The sequence below is a fragment of the Streptococcus anginosus subsp. whileyi MAS624 genome (assembly GCF_000478925.1).
In the GTDB taxonomy this organism is placed as follows: Bacteria; Bacillota; Bacilli; order Lactobacillales; family Streptococcaceae; genus Streptococcus; species Streptococcus whileyi.
The window spans coordinates 1,377,755-1,391,388 of sequence record NZ_AP013072.1 but is presented as its reverse complement, the minus strand read 5'-3'; the positions used below and the strand labels follow the sequence as shown (position 1 = coordinate 1,391,388).

Below are 13,634 nucleotides of genomic sequence, written 5' to 3'. Positions count from 1 at the left end.
CCGTCTATGTCGGTCAGTAACAGGAGGGAAACATGTGTCAAGAATGTTATTCTAGGGAAAGTAGAAGAACGACTTTACTGAATCCTTTGGATTGTTTGCAACACCACAGGCAGTATATTTGCGGAACATGTGGGCGGTGTATCTGCATTGAAAAAGACCCAAAGAGAGGATTGCAAAGGTGGCATTTTCCGTTTAAATCATTAGAAATCGCAAAGCTATACTTGCGAACCGCTGATTATACGATGAAAAAGCCATGCGGTATTTATGAAATAAAAAATAGCAAGGGAAGGCTGTCTTATAAAATATTTGTAGCAAAAGAAGATTTACAAGTATTTTTAAAAAAGAATAAGGATAAAACATGCCCATTGCTGGCACCTGTTTTTACCGTTCATGAATACAAAGAGTATCCAAATACAGAAGTGCGAAAATTGACAGCTGATGAGATAAGCCGCTACATGAGTGAAAGAAGTTGAATGTCACTTGCAGCAGCCAAAAACAACTTGTTTTATCTGCTTTATTAGGAAGATATGAAAGAAGCGACGACTGGATTTCATGGGTGTATGACGGTTTAGTTATGCCTTGATTTATGGTATAATGATAAAACACTTGAAAGAGGATAAAAAGGATAAAAGGATGAATATTCAACAACTGCGCTATGTTGTAGCCATTGCCAATAGTGGCACCTTTCGTGAAGCCGCTGAGAAAATGTATGTCAGCCAGCCTAGTTTGTCCATTGCGGTTCGAGAATTAGAAAAAGAACTGGGTTTTAAAGTATTTCGCAGAACGAGTAGCGGTACATTTCTGACACGTCGAGGGATGGAATTTTACGAAAAAGCTCAAGAATTGGTTAAAGGATTTGATGTCTTTCAAAATCAGTATGCCAATCCAGAGGAAGAAAAAGCAGAATTTTCCATTGCCAGCCAGCACTATGATTTCTTGCCGCCTCTGATAACGGAATTTGCCAAACGCTATCCAAAAAATAAGAATTTCCGAATTTTTGAATCTACAACGGTGCAGATTTTAAACGAAGTCGCACAAGGACACAGCGAGATTGGCATTATCTATCTGAATAACCAAAATACCAAGGGAATGATGCAGCGGATGGATAAATTGGGGCTGGAAGTGGTAGATTTGATTCCTTTTCAGACACATATCTATCTGCGAGCAGATCACCCTTTAGCTGAAAAAGATGAGCTGGTTATGGACGATTTGGCAGATTTGCCGACGGTTCGTTTTACACAGGAAAAGGACGAATATCTCTATTATTCAGAGAATTTCGTGGACACTAGTGCTAGTTCGCAGATGTTTAATGTGACGGACCGTGCCACTTTAAATGGTATTTTAGAGCGGACAGATGCTTATGCGACAGGCTCTGGATTTTTGGATAGCAATAGTGTAAACGGCATTACGGTAATTCGGTTAAAAGACAATTTGGAAAACCGTATGGTTTATGTCAAACGCGAAGAAGTAGAGCTTTCACCAGTCGGTGCAGCTTTTGTTGCTGTTATGGAAGAATATTTTGCAAAAAGAGGTAAAAAATGAAACGAAAAGTGATCGTGCCGATTGTGATTGTGGCTTTGATTGCGCTGGATCAATGGGTCAAGTTTGAAATTGTCAAAAACATTCAATTAGGCGGAGTGAAGCCTTTCATTCCAAAGATTTTGAGTTTGACTTATTTGCGAAATACAGGAGCGGCATTTTCAATTCTGGAGAACCAGCAATGGTTGTTTGCGGTGATTACTTTAGTGGTGATTGGAGCTGCTATTTGGTATTTGAGCAAGCACATCAAAGGTTCTGTCTGGCTGCTATCTGCTTTGAGCTTGATTATTGCAGGTGGAATTGGAAATTTTATTGACCGCATGCGCCAAGGTTTTGTTGTGGATATGTTTCAGCTTGATTTTATCAATTTTGCAATTTTTAATGTTGCGGATAGTTATCTGACGATTGGTGTGCTTGTACTGATAGTGATGATGTTAAAGGAAGAGGGCAATGCAAGTTAAAGTAGAGATTGGTGGTGTACGGTTGGACAAGGCGGTTGCTGATTTGACACCATTATCCCGCAGCCATGCCAATGAACAAATCAAAAATGGGCAAATCTTAGTCAACGGGCAAGTCAAGAAAGCAAAGTATGCTGTCAAGGCAGGTGATGTGATTACTTATGAATTGTCCGAACCAGAAGCGCTGGAGTATGTTGCAGAAAATCTGCCACTAGATATTGTTTATCAGGATGAAGATGTCGCAGTGGTGAACAAGGCTCAAGGTATGGTGGTGCATCCAAGTGCGGGGCATACGAGTGGAACACTGGTCAATGCGCTGATGTACCACATCAAGGATTTGTCCGGTATCAATGGTGTTTTGCGCCCCGGAATTGTCCATCGGATTGACAAAGATACATCAGGATTGTTGATGATTGCCAAGAACGATGATGCGCATATCAAGCTTGCTGAGGAATTAAAAGATAAAAAATCCCTGCGGAAGTATTGGGCTATTGTGCATGGTAATCTACCGAATGACAGAGGCGTTATTGAAGCACCGATTGGACGCAGTGAAAAAGATAGAAAAAAACAAGCTGTAACGGCAAAAGGAAAGCCAGCTGTTACACGTTTCCATGTTTTAGAACGTTTTGGCAATTATACGCTGGTGGAGTTGCAACTGGAAACAGGTCGTACACATCAAATTCGTGTGCACATGGCTTATATTGGTCACCCAGTGGCAGGTGATGAAGTATATGGACCACGTAAAACGCTAAAAGGGCACGGTCAATTTTTACATGCCAGAACGCTTGGATTTACTCATCCTAAGACAGGAGAAGTCATGGAATTTACAGCAGAAGTGCCGATCGTTTTCCAAGAAACGCTAGAACAATTGCGAAAAGGAAAGAAGTGAAACATAAAGGAATCGTATTTCATTTCTTTTTATTTTGCTTAAAATTTTGGTGTAATAACGCAGTATATCAGGCTTGGTAGAGAATAAAAATGATTTTATGGATAAGTGACGCTATAAAAATGCATACCCAAGTAATTAATCTTTATCTTGTTCAATCGGAGAGATGTTCCCCTCATCAATGAAAATGATATGGTTTTTCTTGTTGAGTTAAAAGTTAGTAATAATGATGATACATTGAGCACGCAGATTGCATTCATGGTGCAGGTAGAGTTGTTGGTTCTATTGATTGATGTTGATAGTTTTTATACGGCAAATCCTATTCATTATCTAGATGCAAAGGGCTTGAATTTAATAGAAAAGGTTATATCAGATTCGTTTGAGATGGTAGAGGTGGCTAGCCATGAAGCGGATGTTTTCAGAGGCAAAATTATCAAAGCCGTTGCTGTGTTTTATAAGCGTACTCAGGAACTCGAGGAAACTGAACCATAGAACTTTGTGGTATACTTTAGTGTGAAAGTTTGGAGGAGTGGGAAATGTTTTTTCAACCATTTCAAAATGAAATATTAATTAAAAACTTACTTCGAGATTTATATGGTGAAGATATATCATTACGTCCATTATCAGGCGGGACTGAAAATTTAAATTATGTAATGAATGAACGAGTTGTCGTGCGTATTCTTTATCTTCCCCAGACTTCCCCACTTTTTTATGAGGCAAAATCTTATTTGAAAAGAGAAATTCAATTTGTAAATGCGTTGTATGAGGAAGAACTAAATGATTTTGCTTACCTTCCTTTTCAGGACGGAGAGTGGATCTTCTCATTAAATGTTAATAAAGGTATTCTATATGTGATGCAATCTGTCTATTTAAAAGGAAAAACCATTTCCTTTGAGAAGAATATAATTCCTCAGATAGCCCAAAAGATCGTCCATTTTCATGATTTCTCAAAGGAAAGTTGTATAGAATATCAGAGAATTCCAGTCTATGATGATTTGGTTTCTAGTTTGCATATCAGGTTATTCTCTTACGAAAAGGAATTAGAAAAGGATATTTCAAATTATAAAAATTATTGGGAATTGTTTCAAATAAACACAAGTATTTTGGAGAAAGCGAAACAAGCACAGCCTGCCCTTTTTATTCATAACGATTTGCACGCTGACAATATTCTTTTTCACAAGGGTAAATTAACTATTCTAGACTTTGGTGATGCACGTTATTCCCTTCCAGAGGAAGATATTGGAACATTTTTATGGGGATTATCTTTGAAAACTGATGTTTCATCATTTCCTGAATTGGCTAACTTATTTTTTTCAAATTATATTAGGGATATTAATCCAGAGCTTTGTTATCGTTTTGCTTTGCAACGTTTTTTAGAGATTCATTTATTTTACTTGGTAGAAAATCAAAAGAATAGTGCCTTAATGAAGTATCAAAAGGTAAAATTTACAAAAGAAAAAGTAATGATAGATTATTTAAACCATCATATTTCTTTTAAAAATTAGTCAATTTCTCTCATTTGTCAAATTTTTTATTTTATAGTAAAATGGGAAGGCGTCATAAATTCTAAGTATTAGCAAGGAGAGAAGATGAATCAATTACCAAATTGTCCAAAATGCCAGTCAGAATATGTTTACGAAGATGGGTTACTATTCGTTTGCCCTGAGTGTGCTTATGAGTGGAATCCGGCTGAAGTCAATGAAGAAGATGATGATGGTATCAAAGCGATTGATGCAAATGGCAATCAACTTGTGGATGGCGATACTGTTACTCTAATTAAGGATTTAAAAGTAAAGGGTGCTCCAAAAGATTTAAAACAAGGGACGCGTGTTAAAAATATTCGGATTGTAGAAGGTGACCATAATATTGATTGCAAGATTGATGGTTTTGGTGCGATGAAACTTAAGTCAGAATTTGTTAAGAAAATCTGAGGTCAAAATGAAGCGAAATGTAATTTTTTATAGCCGTATGGTGCTCTTTCTCTTAGGGTTTGTGGGAGTTTATCTTGAAATTACAAAGCATGGTGGTTTTGGCATGCTCATGTATTATACTGTTTTGTCTAACATTATCGTAACAGCTTTCACAGCATATTTATTATACTTAATGGCGCGTTCTGAAAATCATTGGCAAACGCAATCACTCTTTCGGATAAAGGGTGGTGTGACCATGTGTATCATGATTACTTGTGTCATTTATCATTTTATGCTTGCTCCTTTAGCAACTGATTTTTATCGCTTGGAAAATTTTCTATGCCATTACATTGTCCCATTGTGGTTTTTAGCAGATACCTTGCTTTTTGATAAACGTTTACAATATCGATGGTATGACCCTATTGCTTGGACGAGTGTTCCCTTACTTTACATGGTTTTTGCTCTGTTTAATGGCTTGCTTATCAAGTGGCCTATTCCAGGTGCTAAGGACAGTCCTTTTGCTTACTTTTTTTTAAATATTCCAAAATATGGTTGGCCTTATGTTTTACAGTGGTCACTTAAAATCTTTATCGGCTATCTATTGGCGAGCTTTTTGCTTTTTGGATTTATGTCTGTTTTCTCACGTAGAAAATCATTATCCTAATACACAAAAAGCAGATTGTGTCTGAAGAAACACTTTTTAGTTATTTTCTTCAGGCTTTTTTGTTGAAAAATAAAATTGTTTGAAGCTAGTCAAAACTTCTATCATTATCTATAATTATAGAACCATTTATGACTGATAGGTGTATAATTAATAGAATAAGCATAAATCTGAAAAATGATGAAAAAGGTATTATATGTATGAAAGTAAAAATTTGTAAAAATGATTTTAGTCTTCAATGGAATGGCACTTACAATTTTGCCTTAGTAGATTATCCTGAGATTAACAGCTGGGAATTGGAAAAAATTGCCAAGTTCGTGGCGTATGAAAAAAAGTACAATAGGAAGACTCAAATAGAGTGTGAAAATCCTGTTCTACAAAGCCTAGTCTGTCAGTATCTGGATAATAGTAAAGTAATATATCCGTTTACCCCGCGTGACAGAAAAGAAGCTAGAACCTTTAATGTATATGGTGAATGTGTGATGTCAGATTATCTCAGTCATACTTGCACTGTGGAAACTGCTAAGGAGATTTTGAAAAGTGGGAAATTATTGTCTACCACGAAGGCTTTTGGTTTGGCTGGCAAACAGCTTGTGAACGATAAACGAAATGCAGCAGGTGATCCAGCGGATTATTTTGACTATGTCATGTTTGAGTGGTCTAATACGACATCTGGTTATAGGTTAGCAATGGAACGATTGCTAGAAAGAAATCCCACGGAAGTCGATCTGGAAGAAGCTTTCATACCTGGTGTTAGTTTTCATTTCCGGTATGAAACTATTGTGAATCAAAAGGGCTATGTATTTGATGGTTATCATGCAGCAAAAGTGAAAGATGAGGTATTGTTAGATCTCAGTCTTTGTGTCTGCATTATTGCAAGTCAAAATAAAAAGGAATTTGAAGGTATTATTCCAAATTATTTAAAAAACAGGATTCATTATTTAGATTATCAAAACGATGGACTGGTAAAATGGAATGATAAGGTATATGAAAAAGTGCTTGAGCTAGATGGTAGAGATAGGATGACCACTAGCATATTGTAAAAGATTTTGATAAGATAGAAAGTAATTAGGAGGCAGCTATGGATTTAGCAGAAATTAGAAAAGAAATTGATCAAATAGATGTAGACTTGATTACCTTGTTAGAAAAAAGAATGGCGTTAGTGAGCCAGGTAGCTCTCTACAAACGTCAGACCGGGAAAGCAGTATTGGATACTCAGCGTGAGCATATTATTTTAGAGAAAGTTGCAAATAGTGTGCAGGAAAAACAGTATGAAGACACCCTTGTGCAGACTTTTTCAGATCTTTTAAAACATTCACGTGCTTATCAAGAGCGGCATATCTAATATAGGAATGATAAAATGAAAAAAATTCATAGGTTAAAGTGGGTCAATATCGGAAATCAAGTGATAGCTATTACGGTATTGTCCATTCTTATGGGGCTAGTAATTGGAACTATTGATACGATATTTGGGCGAACGCTTATATTTTTAAGTGAAGTCCGCACTTTGCATTCCCTTTATTTGATTTCTTTTTTAGCTTTTGCAGGATTAGTGAATGTATTTCTCTATCAGAAATATGGTGGGAAAAGTAGCAAAGGAATGACCTTGATTTTTGAAGTTGGGCATGGTGTAGAAAATCACATTCCCAAGCGCTTAATCCCTCTTGTTATAGTGACGACTTGGTTGACGCATCTTTTTGGTGGATCGGCCGGTCGAGAAGGAGTAGCAGTACAATTGGGTGCCACAGTCTCACACTGGTTTTGCAAGAACTTTTCTATTCCTAATACTTCAAAAGTATTTTTAGTTACAGGAATGGCTGCTGGTTTTGCTGGGCTATTTCAAACGCCACTGGCTGCAGTTTTGTTTGCGATGGAAGTCTTGGTTGTAGGAAACTTGCAGCTGACTGCTTTGTATCCTGCCATGATAGCCTCTCTCGTTGCTGCTTGGACATCGCATGCGTTAGGGCTTGAGAAGTTTGTACAGCCAATTTCTGTTCATCTGGCATTGTCAGCAACGCTCCTTATTAAATTAGTGTTTCTTGGAGTTCTATTTGGACTTTGCGGCAATGTATTTGCTTATGCTCTCTCATGGAGCAAAAAGAAAGCAGCAATTATTTTTCCAAATCCCTACAAACGAATCGTGGTGATGGGAATTGTCTTAAGTATTGTCTTTTTATTGTTGGATAAAGGTCGATACTCAGGGCTTGGAACAAATTTAATTACGGCTAGTTTTGCTGGACAATCTATTTATTTATATGATTGGTTCTTCAAATTACTTCTAACAGTTTTGACTTTATCAGCAGGTTTTCAAGGTGGAGAAGTAACACCGCTTTTTGCAATTGGGGCAAGTCTAGGCGTTCTACTGGCAGGTTTATTTGGTCTTCCAGTTAGCTTGGTTGCGGCGCTAGGCTATGCTGCAGTTTTCGGAAGTGCGACCTCTACTTTCTTGGGACCGATTCTGATTGGTTGTGAGGTGTTTGGTTTTACTAATTTCCCCTATTTTTTCATAGTGTGTGCGGTGGCGTTTTCTCTACATCGTCAGCATTCGATTTATGGAGCTCAGAAAATTCGATATTGAAGAATGTTCTCCTGCAAAGTTTTGACTTGTAGGAGATTTTTGTTTTGTGTTATACTAGAAAAAGCAATATTAGAAAAGGGAAATCATGACAAAAGCAGATACTATTTTTAAAGAAAATATTCGAAAAATCTTGACTGAAGGTGTTTTTTCTGAAAATGCTCGCCCTCGTTATAAAAACGGTAAAGTGGCTAACTCTAAGTATATCACCGGTTCTTTTACTGAATACGACTTGAGCAAGGGAGAATTTCCTATTACAACGCTTCGCCCAATTGCTATCAAGTCAGCAATCAAAGAGGTGCTCTGGATTTACCAAGACCAATCCAATAGCTTAGATATTTTAGAAGAAAAGTACAATGTTCATTATTGGAATGATTGGGAAGTGGGAGATACTCGCACGATTGGCTTACGCTATGGCGCTGTTGTTAAGAAACATGATATTATCAATAAAATCTTGAAACAGCTAGAAATCAATCCTTGGAATCGACGAAATATTATCTCGCTTTGGGATTACGAAGCATTTGAGGAAACAGAAGGTCTATTGCCTTGTGCTTTTCAGACCATGTTTGACGTACGCCGTGTAGACGGTGACATTTATCTGGATGCAACTCTGACACAACGCTCAAATGATATGCTGGTAGCTCATCACATCAATGCCATGCAGTATGTAGCATTGCAAATGATGATTGCCAAGCATTTTGGCTGGAAAGTTGGTAAATTCTTTTATTTTGTCAACAACTTGCATATTTATGATAATCAATTTGAACAAGCTGAAGAATTACTTCGACGTGAACCGACGGATTGCCTGCCACGATTAGTATTGAATGTCCCAGACGGAACCAACTTTTTTGACATTAAAGCAGAAAATTTTGAATTAGTTGATTATATCCCTGTTAAGCCACAGTTGAAATTTGATTTAGCCATTTGAGAATGAAGTGGTTTTCAGATTTTCAAAATCTAAAAAATAAAGGGCTGTATCTAACTATTTTCACAAGACATCATAAAAGAACGGATTTCTTGTGCAATATAAATTGGCGCTTTGATTTGATAGTTAAAGTCAGCCTTTTTTTGTGAAATTTGATAAAATAGAAATATCAATTCAAAGGATGAGGAAATGACAAAGAAAATTGTAGCTATTTGGGCGCAAGATGAGAATGGCTTGATTGGGCGAAACAACACATTGCCTTGGCATTTACCAGCTGACCTCAAGCATTTTAAAGAAATGACAACTGGGCAGGCTATTTTAATGGGGCGAGTGACATTTGATGGGATGAACCGCAGAGTATTGCCCAATCGCACGACAATTATTTTGACGAGAGACAAATCATATCAAGCAGAGAATGAGCAAGTTCTGGTGTTTTATGATGTTGATTCTGTCATGAAATGGTATAAGAATCAAGAAAGAACTCTTTATATTATCGGTGGCGGTCAGATCTTTTCTGCATTCGAACCCTTAATAGATGAATTAGTTATTACCCGTATTCATGCTCGTTTACAAGGTGATACTTATTTCCCAAAAGAATTTGATATGACGAAATTTCAGGAGCTGTCTCATCAGTTTCATGCCAAAGATGAAAAGAATGAGTATGACTTTACTGTCACAACCTTTCAGAGAAGGGAGTCGTAATGGAACGTAGTATTTTCGGATTTTTTACGGCTCTTTTGTGTGCCGTTTGTGTTATGGCGGCAACGCAAGCTTTTCGTAAAAAACGGTATGGATTGTCAGTGCTCTTTTGGCTGAATGCTTTTACAAATTTGGTGAATAGTATTCATGCTTTTTATATGACCTTATTTAAATAAGAAAAAGAATAAACAACGAATAGAATTGGAGTGAAAAATGCCTACAAATCGTACGAACGAAATGATGGTTTATTGTTCTTTTTGTGGTAAAAGCCAAGAAGAAGTTCAAAAAATTATCGCAGGAAATAATGCCTTTATTTGTAATGAATGTGTGGAATTAGCACAAGAAATTATTAGAGAAGAATTAGCAGAAGAAGTGCTGGCAGACTTGTCAGAAGTACCAAAACCGCAAGAACTACTCAATATTTTGAATCATTATGTGATTGGACAAGACCGTGCTAAGCGAGCATTGGCCGTTGCTGTTTACAATCACTATAAACGCATCAATTTTCATGATAATCGTGAAGATGAGGAAGATGTCGAATTGCAGAAATCCAATATCCTCATGATTGGACCAACTGGTTCTGGCAAGACCTTTCTCGCTCAAACCTTGGCGAAAAGTCTGAATGTTCCTTTTGCGATTGCAGACGCGACAGCTTTGACAGAAGCTGGGTATGTCGGAGAAGATGTTGAAAATATTCTCTTGAAACTCTTGCAAGCAGCAGATTTCAATATTGAGCGTGCAGAACGTGGTATCATCTATGTAGATGAGATTGACAAAATTGCGAAGAAAAGCGAAAATGTCTCTATTACTCGCGATGTGTCTGGTGAAGGCGTTCAGCAAGCGCTTCTAAAAATCATTGAAGGAACTGTTGCCAGCGTACCTCCGCAAGGCGGCCGCAAGCACCCTCAACAAGAAATGATTCAAGTAGATACGAAAAATATCCTCTTTATCGTTGGAGGAGCTTTCGACGGTATCGAAGAAATTGTTAAACAACGTCTAGGCGAAAAAATTATCGGTTTTGGTCAAAATAATAAAGCCATTGATGAAACTGGTTCTTATATGCAAGAAATCATCTCTGAAGATATTCAAAAATTTGGCTTGATTCCGGAATTGATTGGTCGTTTGCCTGTGTTTGCAGCGCTTGAGCCTTTGACAGTTGATGATTTGGTGCGAATCCTGCGCGAACCAAAGAATGCTTTAGTGAAGCAATATCAGACTCTCCTTTCTTATGATGATGTTAAACTAGAGTTTGATGATGATGCTCTTCAGGAAATTGCTAACAAGGCCATTGAACGCAAGACAGGTGCGCGTGGATTGCGGTCGATTATCGAGGAAACTATGATGGATGTCATGTTTGAAGTTCCAAGTCAAGAAAATGTGAAGTTAGTGCGGATTACCAAGGAAGCAGTTGACGGAACGGATAAGCCGATTTTAGAAACAGCATAAAGAGGTGTGCAATGGAAATTAACACACACAATGCAGAAATTTTGCTAAGTGCAGCAAATAAATCTCATTATCCGCAAGATGAGATTCCTGAAATTGCCCTTGCTGGACGATCAAATGTTGGTAAATCTTCCTTTATCAATACATTGTTAAATCGAAAAAATCTAGCTCGAACTTCTGGCAAGCCAGGAAAAACGCAATTGCTGAATTTCTTCAATATTGATGACAAACTTCGTTTTGTGGATGTCCCAGGATATGGCTATGCTAAAGTTTCTAAGACAGAACGAGCGAAGTGGGGCAAGATGATCGAGGAATATCTTACGAGCAGGGAAAATCTCAGAGCAGTTGTCAGTCTAGTGGATTTTCGGCATGAGCCAAGTGCAGACGATGTACAAATGTACGAATTTCTCAAATATTATGAAATACCAGTCATTGTCGTAGCCACGAAAGCTGATAAAATTCCACGCGGCAAATGGAACAAGCACGAATCAGTCATTAAGAAAAAGTTAGATTTTGATAAAGATGATGATTTTATTGTTTTTTCATCTGTCAATAAAGATGGTTTAGAAGCAGCTTGGGATGCGATTTTGGAAAAAATTTAGAGTTGAAGAAAGACTGAGAATCATTTTCTCGGTTTTTTATAATGAATCTGTCACCAAATTGTAACTAAGGGCTGGGAATTTTATGTTATAATCAAAATATATTATACTGGAGAATAAGCTATGAGAAAGAAAAAATTGAAAAAAAGAATTTTAACAGTTCTAGCTTTGGCGGTCGCCGCTTTATTGGTTAGTGCAGTTTTGTCCAAGCAAGTTCACCCAGCTAGTGCCAATGATGAGACTTACCAACGTCCGTTAACTCAAACAGAGGTGTTCATTTCACAAATTGGTGAAACGGCTCGTCAATTAGGACAAGAGAATGATTTGTATGCTTCGGTTATGATTGCACAAGCCATTCTGGAAAGCAATTCTGGACGTTCTGCTTTATCAGCCGCTCCTCATCATAATTTATTTGGCATCAAAGGACAGTATGCTGGGCAATCAGCAACAATGGCTACACTAGAAGATGATGGGCAAGGAAATACTTATAATGTCAATGCAGAATTTAGATCCTATCCAAGTTATGTTGAATCTTTACAAGACTATGTGGCGATTTTAAAACATAGCCGCTACACTTCTGCTTGGAAGAGTAATACGACCAGCTATATGAATGCGACTGCTGCTTTAACAGGTGTCTATGCAACGGATACAAGCTATAATGTTAAGTTGAATAATTTGATTCAACAGTATAATTTGACACAATACGATGTACCAAATGTGCAAGCAACCAATGTTGCAACAACTAACAAAGTCTACAATCCTTATCGTCAACAATACACAACACAAGAAGTGTTAGATTTGGATGTTGCTTGGGCAAATCGTCATCAATAATATTTTATTTGAAAGAAATTTAGTAGGAGAGAACGACATCGTTCTTCTCCTTTTTATCTGGAATTCATTTAACAAAAATTCTCCTATAAAAATAATTGTATCCGCTAACAAATCACAGAGAAGGCTAGATTATGATAAAATAGAACTAACCCGTGGTGCTAGTTAACCTCAAAACACCATAAAAAGCCCAAAAGGACTATACTGTAAGTGACGAAACATACAGGAGGTTAGTCCAAATGAGCCACTTACAGTATACCGCTAAATCCCATCATTTACAATGGAATATGAAGCAATTATCAAAAATTTGTCATCAGCTTTATCGGGATTATTGCCCTGATTCATTGAAACATCGTCATAATGTCAGCCTGTCAAAAGTTTCGGATGAATCTCTATTAGTCTTACTGCTCTTGCAAGCTGAACTAGGAATCAAATCCCAACGTCATTTTCACCGAATCTGCCAACTATTTCCCTGTGGCCGACTGCTGGAAAGAAGTCGCTTCAATCGTCGTTCAAGGCAGTTGATTTGGTTGCTACAACTCATTCGTCAGGCGATGAATGACCAAATCTCCCCCAATACGATTGCCATCGTAGACAGTTTTCCCCTACCACTTTGTCAGTCTGTTCGTAACCATAGAGCAAGTATTTTCGAAGGATTGGTAGACATTGGCTACAATGCGTCAAAACACTTATGGTTCTATAGTTTTAAAGTTCACATGCTCGTTACCTTATCTGGTTATATTCTGAACTATATTGTCACGTCAGCTTCTGTTCATGATATCAAAGTGGTGGAGGATTTATTGGAAGGCTGCCAACAATCTGTGATTTTAGCAGATTTAGGGTATCTCAGTCAGGCTCTTAAAGATCGGTTGAAACAGAGAGGGTATCATTTATGGACGCCCTTACGTCAGAATATGGGAAGCGCGAGCCAGCATAACAACTGGAGATTACTAGTTATGAGGAGAACCATTGAAACGCGCTTTTCTGAGTTATGTGCTCTCTTTGATATGGAACACACCTTTGCCAGAGGAGTAGCTGGACTACAACTGAGGATTGAACAAATCCTATTGACTTATAATTTGAGCTATTTTGAACTTAACTAGCACCACGG

The 13,634-nt window shown here is 37.5% G+C and carries 18 protein-coding genes; all 18 read left to right on the top strand.

The window, feature by feature from the left end; translation table 11 throughout:
* The first annotated feature begins 32 nt into the window (after nt 1–32).
* The 18 genes from ANG_RS07075 (at nt 33) to ANG_RS06990 (ending at nt 13,626) form a co-directional block, all read left to right on the top strand.
* The gene (locus ANG_RS07075; RefSeq protein ID WP_020999552.1) at nt 33–473 is read left to right on the top strand and encodes a hypothetical protein; all 441 of its coding nucleotides are present in this window, start codon (nt 33–35) and stop codon (nt 471–473) included.
* 160 nt (nt 474–633) lie between these two features.
* Nucleotides 634–1,542, top strand: coding sequence for a LysR family transcriptional regulator (locus tag ANG_RS07070; RefSeq protein ID WP_003034976.1), 909 nt, complete (start codon nt 634–636; stop codon nt 1,540–1,542).
* Nucleotides 1,539–2,000 (top strand): signal peptidase II, encoded by a 462-nt coding sequence (lspA, locus tag ANG_RS07065; RefSeq protein ID WP_003032263.1) that lies wholly within the window; start codon nt 1,539–1,541, stop codon nt 1,998–2,000. The genes ANG_RS07070 and lspA overlap by 4 nt, the downstream gene beginning before the upstream one ends.
* Nucleotides 1,990–2,886 (top strand): RluA family pseudouridine synthase, encoded by an 897-nt coding sequence (locus tag ANG_RS07060; protein WP_003035060.1) that lies wholly within the window; start codon nt 1,990–1,992, stop codon nt 2,884–2,886. Before lspA ends, ANG_RS07060 begins: the two co-directional genes overlap by 11 nt.
* Before the next feature lie 147 nt (nt 2,887–3,033).
* Nucleotides 3,034–3,375 (top strand): amino acid kinase family protein, encoded by a 342-nt coding sequence (locus tag ANG_RS07055; RefSeq protein WP_267471890.1) that lies wholly within the window; start codon nt 3,034–3,036, stop codon nt 3,373–3,375.
* Between the two features lie 44 nt (nt 3,376–3,419).
* Nucleotides 3,420–4,388: a phosphotransferase gene (locus ANG_RS07050; RefSeq protein ID WP_003035041.1), complete on the top strand. Its 969-nt coding sequence runs from the start codon at nt 3,420–3,422 to the stop codon at nt 4,386–4,388.
* Nucleotides 4,389–4,472: 84 nt separating this feature from the next.
* Nucleotides 4,473–4,814 carry a zinc ribbon domain-containing protein YjdM gene (locus tag ANG_RS07045; protein WP_003035020.1) on the top strand — a complete coding sequence of 114 codons (342 nt, stop codon included), beginning with the start codon at nt 4,473–4,475 and terminating at the stop codon, nt 4,812–4,814.
* Between the two features lie 7 nt (nt 4,815–4,821).
* Complete coding sequence (locus tag ANG_RS07040) at nt 4,822–5,457, top strand: Pr6Pr family membrane protein (protein ID WP_003035071.1); 636 nt, start codon at nt 4,822–4,824, stop codon at nt 5,455–5,457.
* 197 nt (nt 5,458–5,654) lie between these two features.
* Nucleotides 5,655–6,497 carry a hypothetical protein gene (locus tag ANG_RS07035; protein ID WP_025271860.1) on the top strand — a complete coding sequence of 281 codons (843 nt, stop codon included), beginning with the start codon at nt 5,655–5,657 and terminating at the stop codon, nt 6,495–6,497.
* A gap of 38 nt (nt 6,498–6,535) precedes the next feature.
* Complete coding sequence (locus ANG_RS07030) at nt 6,536–6,799, top strand: chorismate mutase (RefSeq protein WP_003035068.1); 264 nt, start codon at nt 6,536–6,538, stop codon at nt 6,797–6,799.
* A gap of 15 nt (nt 6,800–6,814) precedes the next feature.
* Nucleotides 6,815–8,032: a voltage-gated chloride channel family protein gene (locus tag ANG_RS07025; protein WP_003034942.1), complete on the top strand. Its 1,218-nt coding sequence runs from the start codon at nt 6,815–6,817 to the stop codon at nt 8,030–8,032.
* An 85-nt stretch (nt 8,033–8,117) separates the two neighbouring features.
* Nucleotides 8,118–8,957 (top strand): thymidylate synthase, encoded by an 840-nt coding sequence (locus ANG_RS07020; protein ID WP_025271859.1) that lies wholly within the window; start codon nt 8,118–8,120, stop codon nt 8,955–8,957.
* A 186-nt stretch (nt 8,958–9,143) separates the two neighbouring features.
* The gene (locus tag ANG_RS07015) at nt 9,144–9,656 is read left to right on the top strand and encodes a dihydrofolate reductase (protein ID WP_003035097.1); all 513 of its coding nucleotides are present in this window, start codon (nt 9,144–9,146) and stop codon (nt 9,654–9,656) included.
* Nucleotides 9,656–9,829, top strand: a complete 174-nt coding sequence (locus ANG_RS11110) for a hypothetical protein (RefSeq protein WP_003035049.1) — start codon at nt 9,656–9,658, stop codon at nt 9,827–9,829. Before ANG_RS07015 ends, ANG_RS11110 begins: the two co-directional genes overlap by 1 nt.
* Nucleotides 9,830–9,866: 37 nt before the next feature.
* Complete coding sequence (clpX, locus tag ANG_RS07005) at nt 9,867–11,099, top strand: ATP-dependent Clp protease ATP-binding subunit ClpX (RefSeq protein WP_003027977.1); 1,233 nt, start codon at nt 9,867–9,869, stop codon at nt 11,097–11,099.
* An 11-nt stretch (nt 11,100–11,110) separates the two neighbouring features.
* Entirely contained in the window at nt 11,111–11,698 is a 588-nt protein-coding gene (gene yihA, locus ANG_RS07000) for a ribosome biogenesis GTP-binding protein YihA/YsxC (RefSeq protein ID WP_003035043.1), read from the top strand.
* Nucleotides 11,699–11,818: 120 nt separating this feature from the next.
* Entirely contained in the window at nt 11,819–12,526 is a 708-nt protein-coding gene (locus ANG_RS06995) for a glucosaminidase domain-containing protein (RefSeq protein ID WP_003035004.1), read from the top strand.
* Nucleotides 12,527–12,762: 236 nt separating this feature from the next.
* Entirely contained in the window at nt 12,763–13,626 is an 864-nt protein-coding gene (locus ANG_RS06990; protein WP_003033304.1) for an IS982 family transposase, read from the top strand.
* The last annotated feature ends 8 nt before the right edge of the window (nt 13,627–13,634 follow it).